At 61.3% G+C, this 23,791-nt stretch carries 22 protein-coding genes; 10 read left to right on the top strand and 12 right to left on the bottom strand.

What is annotated here, in order from left to right; all coding sequences use genetic code 11:
- Positions 1–50 precede the first annotated feature (50 nt).
- The gene (ppx, locus tag ACIP8I_RS10580; RefSeq protein ID WP_400760829.1) at positions 51–1,553 is read left to right on the top strand and encodes an exopolyphosphatase; all 1,503 of its coding nucleotides are present in this window, start codon (positions 51–53) and stop codon (positions 1,551–1,553) included.
- Positions 1,554–1,724: 171 nt separating this feature from the next.
- Here ppx and ppk1 read toward each other — a convergent pair whose 3' ends face one another.
- Together ppk1 and hemB are read right to left on the bottom strand one after the other, a co-directional pair.
- On the bottom strand, positions 1,725–3,950 hold the full coding sequence (gene ppk1 / locus ACIP8I_RS10585) for a polyphosphate kinase 1 (protein ID WP_041072035.1): 2,226 nt from the start codon (positions 3,948–3,950) through the stop codon (positions 1,725–1,727).
- A gap of 18 nt (positions 3,951–3,968) precedes the next feature.
- The gene (hemB, locus tag ACIP8I_RS10590) at positions 3,969–4,982 is read right to left on the bottom strand and encodes a porphobilinogen synthase (protein ID WP_367086153.1); all 1,014 of its coding nucleotides are present in this window, start codon (positions 4,980–4,982) and stop codon (positions 3,969–3,971) included.
- Between the two features lie 207 nt (positions 4,983–5,189).
- On the opposite strand from hemB, the gene ACIP8I_RS10595 reads away from it, so the two are divergent.
- A complete protein-coding gene (locus ACIP8I_RS10595; RefSeq protein ID WP_007968447.1) occupies positions 5,190–5,840 on the top strand; it encodes a DedA family protein in 651 nt (216 codons plus the stop codon).
- Here ACIP8I_RS10595 and ACIP8I_RS10600 read toward each other — a convergent pair.
- Positions 5,821–7,056, bottom strand: a complete 1,236-nt coding sequence (locus ACIP8I_RS10600) for a sterol desaturase family protein (RefSeq protein WP_400760833.1) — start codon at positions 7,054–7,056, stop codon at positions 5,821–5,823. The genes ACIP8I_RS10595 and ACIP8I_RS10600 overlap by 20 nt on opposite strands.
- Before the next feature lie 114 nt (positions 7,057–7,170).
- Here ACIP8I_RS10600 and elbB point away from each other — a divergent pair, with 114 nt between their 5' ends.
- The gene (gene elbB / locus ACIP8I_RS10605; RefSeq protein ID WP_400760835.1) at positions 7,171–7,839 is read left to right on the top strand and encodes an isoprenoid biosynthesis glyoxalase ElbB; all 669 of its coding nucleotides are present in this window, start codon (positions 7,171–7,173) and stop codon (positions 7,837–7,839) included.
- A 117-nt stretch (positions 7,840–7,956) separates the two neighbouring features.
- On the opposite strand, the gene ACIP8I_RS10610 is transcribed toward elbB, so the two are convergent.
- The 3 genes from ACIP8I_RS10610 to ACIP8I_RS10620 form a co-directional block, all read right to left on the bottom strand.
- The gene (locus tag ACIP8I_RS10610) at positions 7,957–8,412 is read right to left on the bottom strand and encodes a YaiI/YqxD family protein (protein ID WP_400760838.1); all 456 of its coding nucleotides are present in this window, start codon (positions 8,410–8,412) and stop codon (positions 7,957–7,959) included.
- Positions 8,413–8,520: 108 nt separating this feature from the next.
- A complete protein-coding gene (locus ACIP8I_RS10615) occupies positions 8,521–10,416 on the bottom strand; it encodes an FTR1 family protein (protein ID WP_400760840.1) in 1,896 nt (631 codons plus the stop codon).
- 86 nt (positions 10,417–10,502) lie between these two features.
- Entirely contained in the window at positions 10,503–11,402 is a 900-nt protein-coding gene (locus ACIP8I_RS10620; protein WP_400760843.1) for a LysR family transcriptional regulator, read from the bottom strand.
- Between the two features lie 184 nt (positions 11,403–11,586).
- On the opposite strand from ACIP8I_RS10620, the gene ACIP8I_RS10625 reads away from it, so the two are divergent.
- The 5 genes from ACIP8I_RS10625 (at position 11,587) to ACIP8I_RS10645 (ending at position 16,351) form a co-directional block, all read left to right on the top strand.
- Complete coding sequence (locus ACIP8I_RS10625; protein ID WP_400760844.1) at positions 11,587–12,981, top strand: COG3014 family protein; 1,395 nt, start codon at positions 11,587–11,589, stop codon at positions 12,979–12,981.
- A 214-nt stretch (positions 12,982–13,195) separates the two neighbouring features.
- A complete protein-coding gene (locus tag ACIP8I_RS10630) occupies positions 13,196–14,590 on the top strand; it encodes a COG3014 family protein (RefSeq protein WP_400760847.1) in 1,395 nt (464 codons plus the stop codon).
- 15 nt (positions 14,591–14,605) lie between these two features.
- Entirely contained in the window at positions 14,606–14,980 is a 375-nt protein-coding gene (locus ACIP8I_RS10635) for a YcfL family protein (RefSeq protein WP_198758798.1), read from the top strand.
- A gap of 36 nt (positions 14,981–15,016) precedes the next feature.
- Entirely contained in the window at positions 15,017–15,604 is a 588-nt protein-coding gene (lpoB, locus tag ACIP8I_RS10640; RefSeq protein WP_003229365.1) for a penicillin-binding protein activator LpoB, read from the top strand.
- 3 nt (positions 15,605–15,607) lie between these two features.
- On the top strand, positions 15,608–16,351 hold the full coding sequence (locus ACIP8I_RS10645; RefSeq protein WP_400760850.1) for a penicillin-binding protein activator LpoB: 744 nt from the start codon (positions 15,608–15,610) through the stop codon (positions 16,349–16,351).
- Between the two features lie 189 nt (positions 16,352–16,540).
- Here the strand turns inward: ACIP8I_RS10645 and ACIP8I_RS10650 are convergent, their stop codons facing one another.
- From ACIP8I_RS10650 to ACIP8I_RS10660, 3 genes are all read right to left on the bottom strand, one after another.
- Positions 16,541–17,173 carry a LysE family transporter gene (locus tag ACIP8I_RS10650; protein ID WP_400760852.1) on the bottom strand — a complete coding sequence of 211 codons (633 nt, stop codon included), beginning with the start codon at positions 17,171–17,173 and terminating at the stop codon, positions 16,541–16,543.
- 167 nt (positions 17,174–17,340) lie between these two features.
- Positions 17,341–17,922, bottom strand: a complete 582-nt coding sequence (locus tag ACIP8I_RS10655; RefSeq protein WP_400760854.1) for a mechanosensitive ion channel domain-containing protein — start codon at positions 17,920–17,922, stop codon at positions 17,341–17,343.
- Positions 17,922–19,832 carry an ATP-binding cassette domain-containing protein gene (locus tag ACIP8I_RS10660; RefSeq protein WP_400760856.1) on the bottom strand — a complete coding sequence of 637 codons (1,911 nt, stop codon included), beginning with the start codon at positions 19,830–19,832 and terminating at the stop codon, positions 17,922–17,924. Before ACIP8I_RS10660 ends, ACIP8I_RS10655 begins: the two co-directional genes overlap by 1 nt.
- A 50-nt stretch (positions 19,833–19,882) precedes the next feature.
- On the opposite strand from ACIP8I_RS10660, the gene ACIP8I_RS10665 reads away from it, so the two are divergent.
- Positions 19,883–20,347, top strand: a complete 465-nt coding sequence (locus ACIP8I_RS10665; protein WP_400760859.1) for a TIGR02444 family protein — start codon at positions 19,883–19,885, stop codon at positions 20,345–20,347.
- Here ACIP8I_RS10665 and ACIP8I_RS10670 read toward each other — a convergent pair.
- Positions 20,344–21,489 (bottom strand): AlgP family protein, encoded by a 1,146-nt coding sequence (locus tag ACIP8I_RS10670; RefSeq protein WP_400760862.1) that lies wholly within the window; start codon positions 21,487–21,489, stop codon positions 20,344–20,346. The two genes, ACIP8I_RS10665 and ACIP8I_RS10670, sit on opposite strands and share 4 nt — an antisense overlap.
- Before the next feature lie 192 nt (positions 21,490–21,681).
- Between ACIP8I_RS10670 and ACIP8I_RS10675 the strand changes: the two genes are divergently transcribed.
- Complete coding sequence (locus ACIP8I_RS10675; protein ID WP_400760864.1) at positions 21,682–22,347, top strand: FKBP-type peptidyl-prolyl cis-trans isomerase; 666 nt, start codon at positions 21,682–21,684, stop codon at positions 22,345–22,347.
- 77 nt (positions 22,348–22,424) lie between these two features.
- Here ACIP8I_RS10675 and rsd read toward each other — a convergent pair whose 3' ends face one another.
- Entirely contained in the window at positions 22,425–22,883 is a 459-nt protein-coding gene (rsd, locus tag ACIP8I_RS10680) for a sigma D regulator (RefSeq protein ID WP_183783004.1), read from the bottom strand.
- Positions 22,884–23,069: 186 nt separating this feature from the next.
- A complete protein-coding gene (locus tag ACIP8I_RS10685; RefSeq protein WP_400760866.1) occupies positions 23,070–23,621 on the bottom strand; it encodes a disulfide bond formation protein B in 552 nt (183 codons plus the stop codon).
- Between the last annotated feature and the right edge of the window lie 170 nt (positions 23,622–23,791).

Genomic DNA, 23,791 nt, shown 5'->3' on the forward strand with positions numbered 1-23,791 from the left:
GCGTTTGATCGTGGCACGATGGCGGGGTTATCGACCGAGACCCCCTGACCATGCCGCAATCCAAAGCCAAGAATCTGTCCCTGATCGCCGCAATCGACCTGGGCTCCAACAGCTTTCACATGGTCGTGGCCAAGGCCCAGAACGGTGAGATCCGTATCCTGGAACGCCTCGGAGAGAAAGTGCAGCTCGCCGCCGGCATCGACGATGAGCGCCATCTCAACGAAGAATCGATGCAGCGCGGCCTCGACTGCCTCAAGCGTTTTGCCCAACTGATCAACGGCATGCCCTTGGGCGCCGTGCGGATCGTCGGCACCAACGCCCTGCGCGAAGCGCGCAACCGTCTCGAATTCATCCACCGCGCCGAAGAAATCCTCGGCCATCCGGTGGAAGTCATCTCCGGCCGTGAAGAGGCCCGCCTTATTTATCTGGGCGTTTCGCACACCCTCGCCGACACCCCGGGCAAGCGTCTGGTGGCCGACATCGGCGGCGGCAGTACCGAATTCATCATCGGGCAGCGATTCGAACCGTTGTTGCGCGAAAGCCTGCAGATGGGCTGCGTCAGCTTCACTCAGCGCTACTTCAAGGACGGCAAGATCACTCCGGCCCGTTACGCTCAGGCCTACACCGCGGCGCGGCTGGAGATCATGAGCATCGAGCACGCCCTGCACCGCCTGACGTGGGATGAAGCCATCGGCTCCTCGGGCACCATCCGCGCCATCGGCCTGGCGCTGAAGGCCGGCGGGCATGGCACCGGTGAAGTGAATGCCGAAGGCCTGGCGTGGCTCAAGCGCCGGTTGTTCAAACTGGGGGATGTCGACAAGATCGACTTCGAAGGCATCAAGCCTGACCGTCGCGCGATCTTCCCGGCAGGCCTGGCAATTCTCGAGGCGATCTTCGACGCCCTCGAACTGCAACGCATGGATCATTGCGAAGGCGCGCTGCGTGAAGGCGTGCTCTACGACCTGCTCGGCCGCCATCATCACGAAGACGTGCGCGAGCGCACTCTGACTTCGCTGATGGAGCGTTATCACGTCGATCTGGAACAAGCGGCCAGGGTTGAACGCAAAGCCCTGCACGCCTTCGATCAAGTGGCCGTGGATTGGGAGCTGGATGACGGTATCTGGCGCGAACTGCTCGGTTGGGCGGCGAAGGTCCACGAAGTCGGCCTCGACATCGCGCATTACCACTATCACAAGCACGGCGCCTACCTGATCGAGCACTCGGACCTTGCCGGTTTCTCCCGCGAAGACCAGCAAATGCTCGCCCTGCTGGTGCGCGGCCATCGCCGCAATATCCCCAAAGACAAGTTCGCCGAGTTCGGTGACGACGGCGACAAGCTGATCCGCCTGTGCGTGCTGCTGCGCTTCGCGATCCTGTTCCACCACATCCGTGGCACCCAGGCGATGCCGCAAGTGACGCTGCACGCCAAAGGCAACACCCTTGACGTGGAATTCCCGGAGAACTGGCTGGATGAGAATCAGCTGACCCAGGCCGACTTTGGCCTCGAAGCCGACTGGCTGACGCGGGTTGGCATCGTGCTAACAGTCCACTGATAACCTTGTGGCAAGGGAGCTTGCTCCCGCTGGGGCGCGAAGCGGCCCTTCCTTTGAAGGCATTGGCCTGCTGCGCAGTCCAGCGGGAGCAAGCTCCCTCGCCACAGGTGGGTGAACGACAGCCACAAAAAAGGCGATCCGCAAGGATCGCCTTTTTTATTGGGCTGAAGATCAGCTGCTCACCGGCAGAATCGGGCTGCCCAGACGTTCCAGCAAGGTCGCCTGCGCACTGCGCGGGTTCTGGTTGCCGGTTGGCGTGTTGCGGATGTAACGGCCATCCGACTGCAGGCTCCAGCTGTGGGTGTTGTCGGTCAGGTACAGCTCCAGCTCTTTCTTGACGCGGGTCAGCAGCTTCTTGCCTTCCACCGGGAAGCAAGTCTCGACGCGCTTGTCGAGGTTGCGCTCCATCCAGTCGGCGCTGGAGAGGAACATCTGCTCCTCGCCGCCGTTGAGGAAGTAGAACACTCGGGTGTGTTCAAGGAAGCGACCGATGATCGAGCGCACATGGATGTTGTGCGAAACCCCGGCGATGCCCGGACGCAGGCAGCACATGCCACGCACCACCAGATCGATGCGCACGCCGGACTGGCTGGCCTTGTACAGCGCGCGAATGATCTTCGGATCGGTCAGAGAGTTGAACTTGGCGATGATGTGCGCCGGTTTGCCTTCGACGGCGAACTGGGTTTCCCGGGCAATCATGTCGAGCATGCCTTTCTTCAGGGTGAACGGCGCATGCAGCAGCTTTTTCATGCGCAGGGTTTTACCCATGCCGATCAACTGGCTGAACAGTTTGCCGACGTCTTCGCACAAGGCATCGTCGGAGGTCAGCAGGCTGTAGTCGGTGTACAGACGGGCGTTGCCGGCGTGGTAGTTACCGGTACCGAGATGCGCGTAACGCACGATTTCACCGGCCTCGCGACGCAGGATCAGCATCATCTTGGCGTGGGTCTTGAAGCCGACCACGCCGTAAATCACCACCGCACCGGCCGCTTGCAGACGGCTGGCCAGTTGCAGGTTGGACTCTTCGTCGAAGCGTGCGCGCAGTTCAATGACCGCAGTCACTTCCTTGCCGTTACGCGCGGCGTCCACCAGCGCATCGACGATTTCCGAGTTGGCACCGGAGCGATACAGGGTCTGGCGTACGGCCAGAACATGCGGGTCTTTGGCGGCCTGACGCAGCAGATCGACCACCGGGGTGAACGACTCGAACGGGTGCAGCAGCAGGATGTCCTGCTTGCTGACGACGCTGAAAATGTTCTCGCTGTTCTGCAGCAGTTTCGGGATCTGCGGGGTGAACGGCGTGTATTGCAGCTCCGGGTGGCTGTCCAGACCGGTGATGCTGAACAGACGGGTCAGGTTGACCGGGCCGTTGACCTGATACAGCTCGGTCTCGCTCAGGTTGAACTGCTTGAGCAGATAGTCCGAGAGGTGTTTCGGGCAGGTGTCGGCGACTTCCAGACGCACCGCATCACCGTAGCGCCGCGAGAACAGTTCGCCACGCAGAGCGCGCGCAAGGTCTTCGACGTCTTCGGAGTCGAGCGCCAGGTCGGCGTTTCGGGTCAGGCGGAACTGGTAGCAACCCTTGACCTTCATGCCCTGGAACAGGTCATCGGCGTGGGCGTGGATCATCGACGACAGGAACACATAGTTGTCGCCCGGGCCGCCGACTTCTTCCGGCACCTTGATGATCCGCGGCAGCAGGCGCGGTGCCGGGATGATCGCCAGACCGGAATCGCGACCGAAGGCGTCGATGCCTTCCAGTTCGACGATGAAGTTCAGGCTCTTGTTCACCAGCAACGGGAACGGGTGCGTCGGGTCGAGGCCGATCGGGGTGATGATCGGCGCGATCTCGTCGCGGAAGTAGCGGCGCACCCAGGTCTTGATCTTGGTCGTCCAGTGACGGCGACGGATAAAGCGCACCTGATGCTTTTCCAGCTCCGGCAGCAGGATGTCGTTGAGGATCGCGTACTGGCGGTCAACGTGACCGTGCACCAGCTCGCTGATCCGCGCCAGCGCCTGGTGCGGTTGCAGACCGTCGGCACCGGCCTGTTCGCGAGCGAAGGTGATCTGCTTTTTCAGGCCAGCGACGCGAATTTCAAAGAATTCGTCGAGGTTGCTGGAGAAGATCAGCAGGAACTTCAGCCGCTCCAGCAACGGATAGGACTCGTCCAGCGCCTGTTCCAGCACGCGGATGTTGAATTGCAGTTGCGAGAGCTCGCGGTGGATGTACAGGCTGCTGTCATCCAGCCCGGGGATCGCAATCACCGGCGCCGCCGCGACGGCTTCGGTGACCGGCGCGGGTGGCGCAGGCTCGAGTTCCGGCGGAGTTTCGGTGATTTGCTCCACCACCGGTTGAGCTTCTTTTACTGCAACTTCAGTGAGTCCTTCGGTATTCATCGAATGTTCCTGGGAGGGCTATTTCTGCTCTCGTAACAATTGAGCGGCACGGACAGCAAAGTAAGTCAGGATGCCATCAGCGCCGGCACGTTTAAAGGCGGTCAGTGATTCAAGAATTACCGCCTCGCTCAACCAGCCATTCTGGATCGCCGCCATGTGCATGGCGTATTCGCCGCTAACCTGATAGACGAAGGTCGGCACTTTGAAGGCATCTTTTACCCGGAAAAGAATGTCCAGGTACGGCATGCCGGGTTTGACCATGACCATGTCCGCGCCTTCAGACAAGTCCGCGCCGACTTCGTGCAGCGCTTCGTCGCTGTTGGCCGGGTCCATCTGATACGAGGCCTTGTTGGCCTTGCCCAGATTCGCTGCCGACCCCACCGCATCGCGAAACGGCCCGTAATAGGCACTGGCGTACTTGGCCGAATAGGCCATGATCCGCACGTTGACGTGGCCGGCAATCTCCAGTGCTTCGCGGATCGCCTGGATACGCCCGTCCATCATGTCCGACGGCGCCACGACCTGAGCACCGGCTTCAGCGTGGGACAGTGCCTGCTTGACCAGTGCGTCGACGGTGATGTCGTTCTGCACATAGCCTTCTTCGTCGAGAATGCCGTCCTGCCCGTGAGTGGTGAACGGATCGAGCGCGACGTCAGTGATCACGCCTAGCTCCGGAAAACGCTCACGCAAGGCGCGAGTGGCGCGCTGGGCAATGCCCTCGGGGTTCCAGGCTTCGGCAGCATCAAGGGATTTCAATTCGACAGGCGTGACCGGGAACAGCGCCAACGCCGGAATCCCCAGCTCGACCCATTGCGCCGCCTCTTCAAGCAGCAGGTCGATGGTCAGGCGTTCGACACCGGGCATCGAGGCCACGGCTTCGCGACGGTTTTCACCCTCAAGCACGAACACCGGCAGGATCAGGTCATCGACCGTCAGCACATTTTCCCGCACCAGCCGACGCGAAAAATCATCACGACGGTTGCGACGCAAGCGAGTGGCGGGGAACAGACGATTGGCAGGGGTAAAGCTCACGGCAGACTCCTGAGCCCGCGCAAACGGGCGAGCGTGACAGTTATAGACGGCCATTATGACCAACAGATTACAGTTGTGCGTACCCCGTGACATGTAGCCGCATTCCATTGTTAGCGTAGGAATTGTTCACGTCGAGACACATTTCGACACTTTCATGAATGTGTCCGAAGGGTTAGGCTGCGCGTTCATTTCGCCAGCACCCAGACAATGCTCCAACAATTTCTGCATGACTTTGGCTACTTTGCCTTGTTCCTCGGCACGTTCTTCGAAGGCGAAACCATCCTGGTGCTCGCAGGCTTCCTCGCGTTCCGTGGATACATGGACATCAACCTGGTGGTGGTCGTGGCGTTCTTCGGCAGCTATGCCGGCGATCAGCTGTGGTACTTCCTGGGGCGCAAGCACGGGCGCAAATTGCTCGCGCGCAAACCGCGCTGGCAGATGATGGGCGACCGCGCGCTGGAGCACATCCGCAAGCACCCGGACATCTGGGTCCTGAGCTTCCGCTTCGTTTATGGCCTGCGCACGGTGATGCCGGTGGCGATCGGCCTGTCGGGTTATCCGCCGGGACGTTATCTGCTGCTCAACGGCATCGGCGCCGCAATCTGGGCCACCGCGCTGGCGGCCGCCGCCTACCACTTCGGCGCGGTGCTCGAGGGCATGCTCGGCAGCATCAAGAAGTACGAACTGTGGGTGCTCGGCGCGCTGCTGATTCTTGGCGTTGGTCTGTGGCTACGTCGCCGCTTCAAGAATGCGCGCCTGGCCAAGCAGGTCTATGCCGACGAGCAAGCCGCAAAAGCGGCGCACCTGCTTCAAGCGGAGCAAACCAAACCCGCCGAACCTAAGACGCCAGCCGAGTAACGCGCTGGCGACAGCCATACAGCCCGATGCCGCTGAGCAGGCTGTAACCGAGCAAACCAGCCCAGGCCAACGGGCTGGCCGGCCATAGCCCCACCAGCGGCGCCAGCCACACCAGCGGCAGGTTCGACCCCAGCCGCAGCAGCTCGACCGTCAACGCTAACGGGCGATTCTCCAGGGCCACGCCCAGCGCAAACAAACCCCACGCCACCGCGCCCCAACCCAGCACCAACGCTGCGACTGGCAAATGCTGCGCCTGACCCATCAGGTAACTGCCCAGCGCGATATAGACGCAGAACTGCAGCGCCACATAGCACTGTCGACGACTGTCGAGCAGCACTTCGAATTTGCGGAAGCGGCTCAGGTCGGGTTTGTTCAGCGGGTACTTGGCCGCGACGTCTGCCGGGCGCCAACCGGTGCGCATGAACCAGATACGCAGCTTGTCCCACTTGCTCTCGGCACGGCGCGCGTCGTGCCACAACTGCGCATAGAACTGCACGTTGGCCCACAGCGGGTTCCAGCTCGCCAGCGGCGTGGTCACGCCGAAAATCACCGGTTCCTTGTCGTCCTCCTCCTGGAACGTGCCGAACAGCCGATCCCAAAGAATGAACACCCCGCCGTAGTTGCGATCCATGTAGAGAGCGTTCTGTGCATGGTGGGCCCGATGATTGGATGGCGTAACGAAGAACCACTCGAACCAGCCGAGCTTGGGAATGTGCCGGGTGTGAACCCAAAACTGATACAGCAGATTCATCGCCGCGACACTGACGAACACCAGCAGCGGCACGCCGAGCACGGCCATCGGCAAATAGAAGATCCAGCCCAGCAGAAACCCGGTACTGGTCTGGCGCAACGCCGTGGAGAGGTTGTACTCCTCGCTCTGGTGATGCACCGAGTGCGCGGCCCAGAGGATGTTGCGCTCGTGGCCCAAGCGGTGCAGCCAGTAATAGCAGAAGTCATAGAAGACAAAGGCCAACACCCAGACCCAGAGGCTGTTCGCCGGCAGCCTGAGCAGCGACAGATGTTCCAGGGCAAACGCATACGTCAGCAGTCCGACGCCTTTAGTCAGCAGTCCGGTAGTGGTCGACAACACCCCGGCGCTGAGACTGTTTACCGAGTCGGCGAGGCGATAGTGGCTGGTCCCGCGCCAACGATCGACAAGCAGCTCGGCGGCCATCAGCACGAAGAAAAACGGCACTGCATACAGAATGAAGTCCATGGCGCGCCCCGGTCGGATTCTATGGACAGATCCTAGGTGTAGCCGCCCTTTTCCCCTATGGCAACGCACGACAAATTAGTGGACATTTAGCGCCATGAATCTGGAGAGAAACCCATGAGCAAAAAAGTTGCAGTGATCCTGTCCGGCAGCGGCGTGTATGACGGCGCCGAGATCCACGAGAGTGTCATCACCTTGCTGCGCCTCGATCAACGCGGCGCGCAGGTACAGTGTTTCGCGCCGAACATCGTGCAATTGCATGTGATCAATCACCTCACCGGTGAAGAAATGCCCGAAACGCGCAACGTGCTGGTGGAGTCGGCGCGCATTGCCCGCGGCAACATCAAGGACATCCGCGAGGCCGACGTCGAAGACTTCGACGCGCTGATCGTGCCTGGTGGTTTTGGCGCAGCGAAGAACCTCTCGAACTTTGCCGTCGAGGGCGCCGGCTGCACCGTGCAGCCTGAAGTGCTGGCCTTGGCGGAAGCGTTCGCTGAAGCGGGCAAACCGGTGGGGCTGATGTGCATCTCGCCGGCGCTGGCAGCGAAAATCTACGGCCCGGGCGTGACCTGCACCATCGGCAATGACGCCGATACCGCCACTGCGATGAACAAGATGGGCGCCAGCCACGAAGACTGCGCGGTGAGCGACATCATCGAAGACAAGGCGCGCAAACTGGTGACCACCCCGGCATACATGCTGGCGCAGAACATCAGTGAGGCGGCTTCGGGGATCAACAAACTGGTTGATCGCGTTCTGGAACTGACCCACGAGAACGATGCCTGACACGATCTGAAGTAGGAGTGAGCCTGCTCGCGATGGCAGTGGTACAGGCAACAACTCTGTTGAATGTCCTACCGCTATCGCGAGCAGGCTCACTCCTACAGGGGATCTTTGTTTGGTTCAGGACTGACGTGCAAGGCGCGTGAGGATCCGGTCCAGCGCATTGGCAAACGCCTGCTTCTCACGCTCGCCGAACGGCGCCGGGCCGCCGCTGATCTGGCCCTGTTCACGCAGGTCGGTGAACAGGTTGCGCACCGCCAGCCGCTCGCCCATGTTTTGCGCGTCGAACTCCTTGCCCCGTGGGTCCAGCGCCGCCACGCCCTTCTTCACCAGACGATCGGCCAGCGGAATATCGCTGCAGATCACCAGCTCTCCGGGCACCGCGTGCTCGACTAGGTAATCGTCCGCCGCATCCGGACCGCTGGGCACCACGATCAGTTTGACGATGGCCAGCCCCGGCTTGGTCTGCGGCTGTCCGGCCACCAGCACCACTTCGAACCGGCGCTTGAGGGCGAACTTCACCACCAGATCCTTGGCCGCCCGAGGGCAGGCATCGGCATCGATCCATACACGCATGATTTTTTCCTTTTCTTAAAAGCATCGCGGGCAAGCCCGCTCCCACAAGGTTAACGCTAAACCTGTGGGAGCGTGGCTTGCCCGCGAATGTGAGCGCAGCGAATGCTGTTACGCAGTGACCCGCTTCTTCTCCGCGATCCGACTCCGCCCGTACAGCACAACAATCGCCAGAATCGCCACCGCCTGCGCCGTCAGCGAATAGGCATCGGCATGGATCCCCAGCCAGTCGAATTCAAAGAACGCCACCGGCCGCGTGCCGAAGATCCCGGCTTCCTGCAGCGCTTTCACGCCGTGCCCGGCGAACACCACCGACAACGCACAGAGCAGCCCGGCGTTGATGCTGAAAAACAGCGCCAGCGGCAGTTTCGCCGAGCCACGCAGGATCACCCAGGCCAGACCGATCAGCAGCACCAGTGCGGTCGCACCACCGGCCAGCACCGCGTCGTGCCCGGCGGGACCGGCCTGCAGCCACAGGGTTTCGTAGAACAGGATCACTTCGAACAGCTCGCGGTACACCGAGAAGAACGCGAGGATCGCAAAGCCGAAACGCCCGCCGCCGCCCACCAGACTCTGCTTGATGTAATCCTGCCAGGCCGCCGCGTGCCGCCGGTCGTGCATCCATACACCGAGCCACAGCACCATGACGCTGGCGAACAGCGCCGTGGCGCCTTCGAGCAGTTCACGCTGCGAGCCACTGACGTCGATTACATACGCCGCCAGCGCCCAGGTACCCAGACCGGCGAGCAGCGCCAGTCCCCATCCGATGTTGACGCTGCGCACCGCCGACTGCTGGCCGGTGTTGCGCAGAAACGCGAGGATCGCCGCCAGCACCAGAATCGCTTCGAGGCCTTCGCGCAGCAGAATCAGCAGGCCGGAAATAAAACTCAGCGACCAGCTCAGGCCATCGCTGCCGAGCAGTTCTGCAGACTCTTTCAATTTGCCCTTGGCTGCGTCCAGGCGTTGTTCGGCCTGCGCCACCGGCAAGCCGTCCTGCAACGACTGACGGTAGGCCATCAGCGATTTTTCGGTGTCCTTGCGCACGTTGGCGTCAACGTTATCCAGCGAGCTTTCGACCAGTTCGAAGCCCTCCAGATACGCCGCCACCGACAGGTCATAGGCCTGATCGTGATCGCCGGCGCGGTACGCCGCCAGACTCTTGTCCAGCGTGGCGGCGGTGTAATCAAGCAACTGTGCAGGGCCGCGCTTGACCTGCGGCGGCTGCGCGCGTTGGGCGCGGAAGGTTGCGGCGACCTGCGGGCCTTCGGCGGCCTGCACTTCGGCCGGCGTCTGGCGCGCCAGATCGGCGATATTGAAGGTCTTGTCGGACTTTGCTGAGGCCGGGTCGGCACTGAAACCGGCGATGTAGGTCGCCAGATCCCAACGCTGACGGTCGTCCAGCTGATCGGCGAAGGCCGGCATGTCGGTGCCTTCGACGCCCTGGCCGAGGGTGCTGTAGATCGCGTACAGGCTCAGATGATCGATGCGTGCGGCATCGCGCAGATTGGCCGGTGGTGGCGTCATGCCGAGGCCTGCCGGACCGTCGCCGACACCGGTGTCGCCATGACAGACCGAACAGTTCTGCGCGTACAGCGGCGCGCCCCGAGTCGGATCGGGAGTGATGATCGGCGCCTGGCTGACTTCATACGCCACCGCCAGTTTCGCCCCCAGCTGCCGGGCCTGACGGGCGACTTCGGAACCCTCCTGCTTCGCGCTGATGGCCGCGTGCAACGCTTCGACGCCCTGCTCCAGCGCAGCCTTCTCCGGTTTGGCCGGCAGACCTGCGATCAGCCCTTGCAGCACCTGGGTGAACTCCAGTTGCTCACGGTATTCGCCGTCATCGACGACCTTGCCCGCCTCGACTGTCGGCGGGTAATCGGCGCTGATGTAATCGAGCAGGTGCAGCGCCTGCGGGGCGCCCTCCACGGTGTCGGCCAGCAGGTTGAAGCTGCTCAGGGCGCACAGAGGGAACACCAGCCAGGCCAGGAATCGGGACGCGGCAGTCATGAATGAGTCTCAAATGGAAATGCGAAGTTACATATTGTTCACTTCGAACGCCTGTCACTCAAGCTTTGTCGACGTCTCGTGGCGTTTTAGCGCAACGCTGTGGCGGTGTTGCGGTAGTGCTCAAGCATGAACTCGACGAACACCTGCACCTTCAGCGCCACATGCCGGGCATGCGGATAGAGCGCGTAATAGTGACGCTGGCCGAGGCTGTAGTTAGGCAGGATCTGCACCAGTCGGCCACTGAGCAGATCGTCCTGCACGGTGGCCCGGGTGAACGCGGCGATGCCGACTCCGGCCAACGCGGCGGCGTGCAGCGAACTGATCGAATCGGCCTTGAACCGCCCCTGCACGCGCACACCAGTGGTGAGCCCGCGCGCGTCGGTCAGCGTCCAGTCGCTGCCGCCGGCAAACGCCAGTAACTGCTGCCCGACGAGTTCGCGCACCTGACGCACCAGACCGTTGCGCGCCACATACACAGGCGAAGCCACCAGCAGCAAATCCGAAACGGTCAACAACCGCGCCACCATGGACGAATCGGCCAATGGCCCGCAGATGCGCAGCGCCACATCAAAGCCCTCGGCGATCAGATCGACGAAACGGTCATCGCAGGACAGGTCCACCTCGATCTCGGGATAGCGCTGCTGAAACGCCGGCAGCCAGCTTGCCAGCTCCAGCGTACCGATGACCATCGGCGCGCTGATTCGCAGCACACCGCTGGGGCGCTCATGTGCCTGGCCCACCGCCAGCGCGGCCTGATCGAGGCGTTCGAGAATGTCCACACACGCCGCATAATACTGCTGCCCCGCCGTGGTCAGGCTGAAACCCCGGGTGTTGCGGTTGATCAGCCGCGTGCCCAGCTCGCTTTCCAGCTGCTGCAACTGCCGGGAGATGGTCGAGTGAGTGGTGTCGAGGCGCTCGGCGGCGGCGCTGAACCCGCGACACTCGACGATGCAACGAAACGCGCGCATTGCCAGCAGTTGATTCATTGATGTTCCGCAGTGGGTTAAGTCTCAGGCCGGCAAGGCTAGCTCAATCCCGTCGCTCATCCCACCGGTCAGTCCACACTCGACGGGGGCGATTGACGACGAAAAAAATGACGCATCACTTAGCCACTATCGCCCCCTATAATGCGCCACCTGCCGTATTACCCGCTCAAGGATGAACCTCTTCATGCGCCATCGCTTGCTGCTGCCGCTGTTGATTGCCGCCGTTTTGCAACTCAACGGCTGTGGTGCATATCGCAATTACGACCTGGAACTGCAACAGACCACCGACCAGTTCAAGGCCGGCAACATCGACGGTGCTCTGACGCTGATCGAAGCGCACAACCCGGACCCGGAAAAAGACCTGCTCTACTACTTCGAAAAAGGCGCCGTACTCAGCGCTGGCGGCGCACTGCCGCAGAGCCAGACAACCTGGCGCAGCGCCGAGCAGATGATCATCGAACGTCAGGACACGATCGAAACCACCGGCGACAAGTTGCTCGCGGCGATGGGCAATCAATGGGGCAGCATCATCAATGACAAGCTGCGGCGCTACGATGGCTACGACTATGAAAAAGTCATGCTGACCACGCAAATGGCTCTCAACCAGTTGGCGGTGAATGACTTCGACGGCGCCCGTGCCGACATCAAGAAAACCCACGAACGCGAAGCGTTGATCGCCCGGCAACGGGAACTGGAATACGAAAAGGTCGAGGAAGCCGCCAAGGCCCAGGGCGCGCGCGTGCACTACAAGGACCTGCAGGGTTATCCGGTGGTGATGCTCGAATCCCCGGCAGTGATTGCCCTGAAAAACGGTTACCAGAGCGCCTTCAGTCACTACCTCGCCGGCTTCACCTATGAGGCGCTCGGCGAAAAAGACCTGGCGGCGCCCGGTTATCGTCAGGCCATCGAACTGCGCCCGGACATGCCGTTTTTCCAACAGGCACTGCGCGACCTCGACAGCCCCGGACTCAAGGCCGACGAAAGCGATGTGCTGATCATCGTGCAAAGTGGTCTCGCACCGGCCCGCAGTTCGGTGCGGGTACCGTATCCGGTGCAACTCAAGGACGGCCAGGTGATCGTCGCCAATATTTCCTTCCCGGTGATGGTGCCGGATAACTCCACCGCGCCGTTCAATCAGGTCCGCATCGACGGTCGCGAGAAAAAGCTGATCGCGGTCAACAGCATCACCGATATGTCTTTGCGCACACTGCGTGACGACATGCCCGGGATTATCCAGCGCACCACCTACCGGGCGTTCCTCGCGGCGGACGTTCAAGGTACCGACAATCGCCGCAATCCGGCCAAGGCCTCGTACGTCACCCAGTGGGATGGTTTCGAGCAGGCCGACACCCGCACTTGGCGCACCCTGCCCAACCTGACACAGGTCGTGCGCCTGCGTCTGAAAAAGGGCGAACACCAGATCAGCCTGCCGAACACGTCAGGCGCTCCACTGAACATCCGCATCGACCAGAATCGCCAGATGATCGGCCTGCGCGTGCTGGGCGAGCGGATTTACGCGAACGGCAGCGCATTTCAATCCGCAACGTCGCTGGGAAGTCGCGTATCCGCTCTGAAATAAGTAATGGCACCAAACTAACAAGTGCGATTAAAAAGCTATTACATGGCCAGCATCGCCTGCTTATAATGCCGCGCCCGCGCTATCGCGACGCGGCATAAAAGCTCCTCTGGTTATGAGGAATTGGCAGGAGGCCAGCGCCACTGTCGATGGGTCACACCAGCCCGACCAGCACCGGCGGCTGATGCAGTTACTAGCTCAGGGAAGAAGTACCCCCATGGCATTGCGCACTCCCACCTTGATCGCGCTCAGCGCTGTCACTCTGCTGTCCGGCTGTTCGGCGTTCCGCAACTACGATTCGGAACTGGCCCAGACCAATCAGCAACTGGCATCCGGCAACGTCGACGCCGCGCTGACCCTGCTGGAAAAGAACAACACCGGCCCCGACAAAGACTTGCTCTATTACTTCGAGAAAGGTGAGTTGCTGCGCGCCAAGGGCGACCTGTCCGGCAGCCAGAATGCCTGGACCAGCGCTGATCAGGTGGTTGGCCAGTGGGAAGATTCGGTCAAGCTCGATACCGGTAAATACCTGGCGCAGTTCGGCAGCTTCCTGGTCAACGACAAGGTGCGTCGCTACGAAGGCTACGACTACGAAAAAGTCATGCTGACCACGCAGATGGCCCTCAACCTGCTGGCCGTCAACGACTTCGACGGCGCCCGCACCGCGATCAAGAAAACTCACGAACGTGAAGCGGTGATCGCTGACCTGCGCGACAAGGAATACCTCAAGAGCGAGGAAGAGGCCGAGAAAGAAGGCATCAAGACCCAGTACAAGGATCTGCAAGGCTACCCGGTCGCCAGCCTCGACGCGCCGGAAGTGGTCGGCCTGAAAAACAGCTACCAGAGTGCGTTCAGCCATTACCTGGCCGGTTTCGTCTACGAAGCCCTGGGCGAGAAGGACCTGGCTGCACCGGGCTACCGCAAGGCCGCCGAACTGCGTCCGAACACGCCGTTGCTGGAACAGGCGCTGGTCAACCTCGACAAGCCGAGCAAGTCCGACGACAGCGACATCCTGATCGTGGTGCAAAGCGGTCTGGCACCCTCGCGTGATTCGATCCGCGTGCCGCTGCCATTGCCGATCTCCAACAATGTGGTGATCACTCCACTGTCGTTCCCGATCATCAAGCCTGACACCTCCACTGCGCCGTTCGCGCAGATTGGCGTCGATGGCCAGCAAGTCAACCTGACCGCCCTCAACAGCACCACCGCCATGTCGCGCCGCGCCCTGCGCGATGACATGCCGGGGATCATTGTGCGCACCACCGTGCGCGCAATCACCAAAGGCGTGGCGCAGAAGAAGATCAACGAAACCAACCCGCTGGCCGGCCTCGCCGTGGGTATTTCTTCAGCTGTGCTGGAAGGTGCCGATACCCGTACGTGGCGCACCCTGCCGGACAACACCCAGGTGGTGCGTCTGCGCGTGAAGAAAGGCGAGCACCAAGTCAGTCTGCCGAGCGCCGTCGGCGGTTCGCTGGTCAAGGTCACCGTCGATCAGCGCTACCAAGTGATCAGCCTGCGTGCCGTGGGCAATCAGGTGTTTGCCGGTGGCGTCGCCGCCCATGTCATCCCGAGCGCCGGCGCGACTAACGTCGCCAGCCTCAAACAACCTTAAGAACGGAGTCTTTGCATGCGCTTGAAACTCTTCGCCGTTGCCGCTCTCGCCGTCCTGGCCAGCGGCTGCGCCACCCCGCCACCACCGGAGCCGGGCAGCGCCGCGAGCAAGGTCGTGGCCATGGGCCCGCAGAAACACATCGCGGTTGGCGCCATGCGCGTCGCCCGTGAGAACGGCTTCATGACCGTCAATGTGCAGTTGACCAACACCCTCAACAGCAACAAGACGTTCTACTACCGCTTCGCCTGGCTCGGTGCGGAAGGTTTCCCGATCGCCGAGGAAGAGGTCTGGAAGAGCCAGATGATGTACGGCGCCCAGACCAGCTTTATCCAGGGCATCGCCCCGACCCCGAAAGCCGTGGATTTCCGTCTCGAACTGAAGACACCTTAAGTCCGCCACCCTATTCCTGTTTTAGAGAGCATTCCCATGTTTGCACGCTTTTCCCTGATCGCTGTCCTCGCCCTGCTGGCTTCCGGTTGCGCCAACACCTCGCCGACCCTGGGTAGCAAGAACATCAGCTACGGCGACACCAAAGCGGTTGAAACCGTGACCAACGAATTCGGCTCGACCGACCTGCAAATGATCGCCGAATCGATGACCCGCTCGCTGGCCCAGTCCGGCATTCTGCAGGGCCGCCCGGTGGTGCAGGTTTACGACGTGAAGAACAAGACCAGCGAGTACATCGATACCCGCGAAATCACCACCAGCATCAAGACTCAATTGATGAAGTCCGGCACCGCCCGCTTCGCCAGCGACAACACCGCGATGCAGAGCCAGGTGGACCAGCTCAAGCTGCAGAACCAGAGCGGCCTGTACAAGAAGAGCACCGTGGCCAAGACTGGCAACATGATCGCCGCCAAATACCGTCTGGAAGGTTCGATCAGCTCGATCGTCAAGCGCAGCAGCGACTACAAGGACGTCTTCTACAAATTCAGCCTGCAACTGATCGACGTTGAAAGCGGTCTGGCCGAGTGGATGGACGAAAAAGAGATCCGCAAAACCACGGAGCGTTAATTGATGCGCGCATGGATTGGCATGATGGCCCTGGCTTGCGCGTTCAGCGTGCAAGCGGCCCCGAGAGTCGCGGTGACGGATCTGGCGTATCAGGAGCGTGTGGAGCAGTACATCCACATCGTTTCGGCGCAGAACAATTACCGCGAGGGTTACTACAGCTCCAGTGGTTCGTCGAACTACAACGAGCTGGAAGCGACCACCAGCTACATCGAACAGGGTGAACTGCGTAAATTCACCGGCGACATCAAAGGTGAAATCCTGCGCACCGGGATGTTCCAGCTGGTGCAGGGCACGCCGTACACGGCGGCGTCCAAGGGTGACGTCTACGACGTGATCAAGCGCATCAAGGCCGGCAACTTCAAGGGTGCCGACTATGTGCTGTTCGGCACCGTGTCGGACATCGACTTCACCCAGGACATGAACGAGCTGGCGCATACCGACAGCTACTCGGCGGTGCTCGGCCTGACGCTGGTGGCGGATTTCAGCCTGATCAACACCAAGACCTACGAGATCACTTCGGCCTTCACGGCGATGGGCGAAGCGCAGGACACCAAACTGGTGAACGGTCGCGACATCAAGATCTCGCTGAACCGCCCTCGGGTGGTGCGTGAAGTGTCGAAAGCGCTGGGTGAGGACGTGGCCGGACAGCTGAGCATGCAGCTCGGTGGCGGCGGTTACGAGCAGCCGCGTGAGGCGCAGCAGCGCAACAATCTGCCGCGTGATACCGCGCCGGTGATTTTGCACTGACTCTTGGCTGAACGCGTTCTGTGGCGAGGGAGCTTGCTCCCGCTGGGCTGCGAAGCAGACCCAAAAGCTTGTGAGCGCTGCGCACTCAAGCGGGAGCAAGCTCCCTCGCCACAATTGAGCGTCACTCCAAAGTCTTGGCGGATAAAAAAAGGCGACCTCAAGAGGTCGCCTTTTTTGTGGCCGAAGCTTTTACACCACCGCTTTACGCAATGTCGCCATGAACGCCGCCGCACCGATGAACAGCCCGGCAAAGGTGCGGTTCATGCGTTTCTGCTGCTGCGGTGTACGCAACAGGCGCAGCACCTTCGACGCGAGGCCGGTGTAGCCGGCCATGACGATCAGGTCCACGCAGATCATGGTCGCCCCGATCACCACATACTGAATCAGCAACGGTGCATGGGGATTGATGAACTGCGGCAACACCGCCAGCATGAACACCAGCGCCTTGGGGTTGCTGATGTTCACCAGAAAGCCACGGAACACCAGCGCCAGCGGCTTGCCGATCGGTCGCACCGCCGCGTCATCGCTCATGTCCATGGGCAGTGCGCGCCATTGCTTGATCGCCAGATAGACCAGATAGGCCACGCCAAACCATTTGATCGCATAGAACGCAGTGGCCGAGGCGGTGAGAATTGCGCCAACACCGGCGCCAACGATCGCAATCTGCACTGCCAGGCCGATCTGCAGGCCGAGGGCGTTCCAGTAACCGCGCCAGAAACCGTATTGCAGACCGCTGGACATCGACGCAATGGCGCCCGCGCCCGGGGACAGACTGATCACCCAGCAGGCGGCAAAGAATGCCAGCCATGTTTGAAGCTCCATCGCACACCTCGACTCTGAATCGTGACAGACGTCAAAGCTAATGCGGTTTGGGCTTAAAAGCAAAAGATCGTCCGATCGCGGCCCGAGCCTGCGGCAGCTCCTACACAGGAATGCGGTCCCTGTAGGAGCTGCCGCAGGCTGCGATCTTTTGATCTTGCTTGTAAAATTTACTTCTCGAAACCGCTCGAGGGAAACACATCCGTCCCGCGCCAACGCCGCACCGAACGCTGAAAGAACAAACTGTTCGGCACCTGCACCATGGCGCTGCCAGTCCCCAGCTCCTCGGCTTCGATCAACGTGGTGTAAAGCAGATTGATCGCCACCACCCGGCCTTTGACGCCGGGCTTGTCGGTGGTATCCACCAGCTCCACCACATCGCCGAGACGGAACGGGCCGACGGTGAAGATCAGAATCGCGCAAAGCAGGTTCGACAGCACACTCCACATGGCGAAGAACGCCACCGCCGCCACCGCGACGAACCCCGACAGCGCCGTCCACAACACCGTGGCCGACACGCCTAGCCGCTCCAGCACAAAGATCACCGCGCTGCCCATGATCAGCCAGCGCAATACGCCACGCAGCGGCATCAACAGCTGCGGCGGAAACGGATAGCGCTCACCCAGGCGGGTGAGGAATCGCGCGACGACACGCTGAGCGAAATAACCGGCCAGCAGGATCAGCAGAATCTGCACACCGAGCCAGATCGGCTCGACCCACACCGCCGGCAGCGGCCACTGAAACGCATCCATCAGGACAACGCCTCCAGCTCCGCCTGCATGCTTTCCAGCGTTTCGAGTGCCTCCATCCACGCCTCTTCCAGCTCGGCTTCGCGCACCTTCAATTTGGCTTGCTCGGCCAGCAGATCGCGCAACTCGTTCTTGCGCGCCGGCTCGTAGATGTCGCTGTCAGCGAGGCTGGCGTCGACCTTGGCGAGTTTTTCGTGGAGCTTGCCCAGTTCGGCTTCGAGCTTGTCGGCTTCACGCTTGTGCGGTGCCAGTTGCTGACGCAGCGCAGCAGCGGCCTGCCGCTGGGCCTTCTTGTCGGTCTTGTCCGGGTTGACCGGGGTGTTGCTGACCGGGGCGTTGCGCTGACGGTATTCCACCAGCCAGCGCGCGTAGTCTTCGAGGTCGCCATCGAACTCTTCGACCTTGCCGTCCGCGACCAGGTAGAAGTTGTCGGTGGTGCTCTTGAGCAAGTGCCGATCGTGAGACACCACCAGTACCGCGCCGCTGAACTCCTGCAGCGCCATGGTCAGCGCCAGGCGCATTTCCAGGTCGAGGTGGTTGGTCGGTTCGTCGAGCAGCAACAGGTTCGGCCGTTCCCAGGCGATCAACGCCAGCGCCAGACGCGCTTTCTCGCCACCGGAGAAATTCAGCACCGGTTCGTCGATACGCGCGCCACGGAAGTCGAAACCACCGAGGAAGTCACGCAGCGTTTGTTCACGTTCGGTCGGTGCCAGACGCTGCAGGTGCAGCAGCGGGCTGGCCTTGGCATCCAGCGAGTCAAGCTGATGCTGGGCGAAGTAGCCAACCACCGTGTTCTCGCCACGGGTCAGACGCCCGGCCAGCGGCTCGAGCTCACCGGCGAGGTTCTTGATCAGGGTCGATTTACCGGCACCGTTCGGCCCGAGCAGACCGATTCGCGCACCCGGGGTCAGTTGCAGCTTGACCTTCTCCAGGATGGTTTTATCGCCATACCCCAGACGTGCATCGGACAGGTCGATCAGCGGGCTGGAGATCTTGGTCGATTCGCGGAAGACGAAATCGAACGGCGAATCGACGTGGGCCGCCGACAGCTCTTCCATGCGCTCCAGGGCCTTGATCCGGCTCTGCGCCTGACGGGCCTTGGTGGCCTGGGCCTTGAAGCGCGCGATGTAGCTTTCCATGTGCGCACGTTGCGCCTGCTGCTTCTCGTAGGCCTGTTGCTGCTGGGCCAGACGTTCGGCACGGGCACGTTCGAACGCAGTGTAGCCGCCACGATAGAGGGTCAGTTTGCGCTGATCGACATGCGCCACGTGATCGACCACTTCATCGAGGAAGTCGCGGTCGTGGGAAATCAGCAGCAGGGTGCCCGGGTAGCTTTTCAGCCACTCTTCGAGCCAGATGATCGCGTCGAGATCCAGGTGGTTGGTCGGTTCGTCGAGCAACAACAAGTCCGACGGACACATCAAGGCCTGCGCCAGGTTCAGACGCATCCGCCAGCCACCGGAGAAATCGCCTACCTGACGATCCATCTGTTCATTGGTGAAACCGAGACCGGCCAGCAACTTGCGCGCCCGCGCATCGGCGGTATAGCCGTCGGCGCTGTCGAGTTCGGCGTGCAGACGGGCCAGAGCCGTGCCATCGTGGGCCGCTTCGGCGGCGGCGAGGTCACGTTGCACTTCGCGTAGACGCAGGTCGCCATCGAGCACATAGTCGACCGCCAGGCGTTCGAGCGTGTCGACCTCCTGGCGCATGTGCGCGATCCGCCAGTCGGCCGGCAGCAGGCAATCGCCCGAGTCCGGGTGCAACTCGCCGCGCAGCAAGGCAAACAGGCTGGATTTGCCGGCGCCGTTGGCACCGATGAGGCCGGCTTTGTGGCCGGCGTGCAGGGTCAGCTCGGCGTCTTCTAGCAGACGTTGCGGGCCACGCTGTAAAGTCAGGTTCTGAAGTCGGATCATAATGGCGGCGGAGTCTACCAGCTTCGCTCACAACTGGCGCGAGTAGCACGATGTCCTCTGACCTGTGGAGCTTTTCCCTTGCCACCTACGCCCGACCGGGCGTGGAACCTGCCTGCCTGCAACTGCAAACGGCAGGGGCCAATGTCTGCCTGCTGCTGTGCGGTCTGTGGTTGGAACAACGTGGCGTGGCCTGCGACGAACAACGCCTGGAGCAGTTGAAAACGCTGGTGGGGCCTTGGGATGCGGAGGTGGTGCAGCCACTGCGTGCATTGCGCACTCAATGGAAAACCCTGGCCGAGGAAGATCCGGTACTCAAGGGTCTGCGAGAACAAATGAAAGCATTGGAGCTGGAAGCCGAACGGCATCTGCTGTGGCAACTGGAACAGGTTGCGCAGGATTGGCCGCGCGATGACGCATCAGCGTCGGGGGAGTGGCTGGAGAGTCTGACGGGATCGGCCGCCAGCCCGAACCGCGACGCGCTGCAAGTGCTGCGCGTCGCGGCAACCGGCACTTAGGAAGCGCTGGTCGGATTGCTGCTGACGCTCGACGCAGCGGCTGGCGTTGGCGCAGTCGTGGTGGTCGAGGTAGAAGCGGCTGGAGCCGGTGCGGCGGCCGGCGTCGGAGCGGCTGGCTTGGCAGCCGGTGCAGTCGCCGGTTTGGCGGCAGCGGGTTTGGCAACGGCCGGTTTTTTCGCGGCAGGTTTTGCTGCTGGCTTGGCGGCTGGCTTAGCGGCTACTGGTTTGGCAGCAGGCTTGGCCGCAGCGGTCGCAGGTTTTGCTGCTGCAGGTTTGCTCGCTGGTTTGGCAGCGGTTTTAGCGGCAGGCTTGGCCGCCGGTTTGGCAGCAACCTTGGCAGCGGGTTTTGTCGCGACCGGTTTGGTTGCAGGCTTGGCTGCCGGTTTTGCAGCGGCGGTTTTCGCCGCAGGTTTGGCAGCCGGTTTAACCGCGATTTTGGCAGCAGGTTTGGCAGCAGCGGTTTTGGCCGGAGCGGCTTTGCGCGCAGCTGGTTTTGCCGCTGGCTTGGCAGCCGGTTTTGCCGCTGCAGGCTTGGCAGCAGCAGTACGTGCGGCCGGTTTTGCAGCGCTCGCCGCAGCCGGTTTTTTCACTGCGGTTTTTGCAGCAGGTTTGGCGGCAGTTTTAGCCGGTGCCTTGGCTGCTGGTTTTGCCGCTGGTTTGGCTGCAGCAGTTTTCGCCGGGGCTTTCGCCGCAGCCGGTTTGGCTGGCGCTTTTTTCGCAGACGCTGCAGCAGGTTTGGCAGCGCGGGAAGACAACGCCTTGCCGGCGGCCTCTTGCACGCGACCGACACCCTGGGCCAGTTTCAGGCTTTCCTGGGCATCGCGCTTGAGTTGCAGGATGTAGCCGCGCGTGTCGGATTGACGCTCCTTCAGCGCATCGAGCAGGTCTTCGAGTTCTTTGACGGCAGCCTTGGCTTTGTTCTGCGCCTTGGCTTTACCGGCAGTGGCTGCGTCCTGCAGTTTAGTGCGGGATTTGTGCAGTTTTTCTTGCGCCTTGCCGCGTTGCTTTTCCAGTTTGGCGAGCAGTTTTTCAGCATCAGCCAAGGCTTGGGAGCAAGCGTTTTCCAAATGCTCGAGCAGGCTGCCCGAGAGTTGTTGGAGTAAGTGCAACGGAGTGTTTACAGGCTTCTTGGTGGCCGACATGGTTTACCTCCTGGCTGACGTGAGTGCGGCTCATACTAGACCTCTGCAGTTACCGCCGCTAGGTCATCTTGACAGTAACGAAACCGTTGCGTTGCAACGCAGCGAAAATGTTCTGCACAAAGACAAAAGCAGTTCACCGTTGCAGACCTTCGCGCTGGCATAATCGCCCGCATCTCAGGACGGAGAGTGCCCATGTCGCGCTACCTTTTTTTATCCCTCTGGATGATTTTTTCCGTGGCCCAGGCCGAGGAAAAAACCACCGCGAACGATGCTCACGATCTGGCCTACAGCCTCGGCGCCAGCCTCGGTGAACGCTTGCGCCAAGAAGTGCCGCAACTGCAGATTCAAGCACTGGTCGACGGTTTGCAGCAGGCCTATCAAGGCAAGCCACTGGCACTGAGCGAAGCACGGATCGAGCAGATCCTCGCCGATCATGAATCGCAGAACGCCGAACACTCATCGCAGCCGTCGAGCGATGCCGCGATGGAAAACGAACAGCGTTTTCTTACCGCCGAAAAAGCCAAGCCGGGCGTGAAGGAACTGGCCGACGGCATCCTGCTGACCGAGCTGACACCAGGCACCGGCACCAAGGCCGGCCCGGATGGAAAAGTCCAGGTGCTGTATGTCGGTCGTCTGCCGGACGGCACCGTGTTCGATCAGAACACTCAGCCGCAATGGTTCAGCCTCGACAGCGTGATTGCCGGTTGGCGCACCGCACTGCAGAACATGCCGGTGGGTGCCAAGTGGCGACTGGTGATTCCATCGGATCAGGCCTACGGCGCCGACGGTGCCGGCGATCTGATCGCGCCGTTCACACCGTTGGTGTTTGAAGTCGAATTGCGCGGAGCAACGAGCTGACCGACGCCGACTCGCCGGCATAAAAAAACGCGGTGCGCTTTCGGCGCACCGCGTTTTTCATGCTTTCGAAAAACCAATCAGGCCTGAACCGGATCTTCCTGCTTGTGTGCCGTGTGCAGCACTTCGATCAGGCAGTCTTCCAGTTCGAAGCGTTCGTGCAGCAGGCCACCCAGTTCTTTGAACTTCTCGGCGACGCATTTGCCTTCATCGCAAAGGTCGTTGAACGCGAGGAGTTTTTCGGTGATGACGTCGATACGCGGGTAGAGGGTTTCGGCGAGTTCCAGACCGCGCTTGTCGTTGAAGGCCTTGGCTTCACCGGTCAGCTGTTCGTAGATCTCGAAGTGCCCGGCCGAGACGTAATCGACCAGCACGCCGCAGAATTCCAGCAAGGGTTTACGGTTCTCGGACAGAGCCTGTGGTTTGTCGCCCAACTTGTCGTAGGCACCGATCAGTTCTTCACGCTCCTGCAACCAGCGGTCGATCAGCAGATGAACTCCACCCCAGCGTTCCTGAGCATTCTGACAACTTTCGAGCATGGCGATCTCTCTTCCCTTGTGGGTCATGCTGCTCTACACCCGCGCCCCACTTCTGGCTTTTATCGCTTGGAGGCCGACCGGGCAGAGCGTCATCGAGCAACATAAATCCAATGACACGTGCGGGCCAGATTATGCCCGCACGCCTATGGCTTCAAGGTACGCAGGAGATAAAGTTCATACAAGTGTTTAATCCCCGACCAGCACCCGGTGCGACGCTTCGCCGCTGAGCGGTCGTTGCAGGGCGCTCCAGACCAGACGCAGCAATTGGTACACCGCCAGGATCGACATCGCCACAAAGAACAGCAGACTCCATTCCGGGATGCTCAAATCGAACAGCGTCCAGGAAATTTCCGCGCAATCGACACCACCCTTGAACATCCGCATCGTTGCACACAACCACGGCAGGTTGCTGAACAGCGCTTCGGAATCGGGCGCGCAACGGGTCATTTGCACCAGCGGATCACTCTGTAACAGCACCTGCCGCCAGGCCGCCGTGGTACCAGCCAGGCTCAGGCCAAGCGCGGCAGCCCAATAGAGCGACAGGCCGACACGCCGTGGGCCATGGATCGCCGCCAGCCCGCAACAGGCTGCCAGCAACGCCATGAAGAAGCGTTGCGCCAGGCACAGGCTGCAGGGCGTCAGCCCCACCGCGTATTCGAGATAATAGGAAGCTCCCAAGGCCAGTGCGCCTGCAGTGAAAGCCGTGAAAAACAAGGAGCGTGAACAGGCCAACGACATGGCTTTTCCGTAACAGTGGAGACAGGCAGTTACGGTAGAGGAAAGCTTGTCAGCCTTTCAAGGCAGGTGCATGGCGACAGTTCACCAGAAGTGTAGGGAAAACCCGACAGGCGCGAGAAGAAAAGGTGTATCCCGTTGTAGGACTTTGCCCAAGACGCCCGCCACAGGTA

Origin of the sequence: Pseudomonas sp. NPDC088414 (genome assembly GCF_044753325.1) — a bacterium.
Lineage (GTDB): Bacteria > Pseudomonadota > Gammaproteobacteria > Pseudomonadales > Pseudomonadaceae > Aquipseudomonas.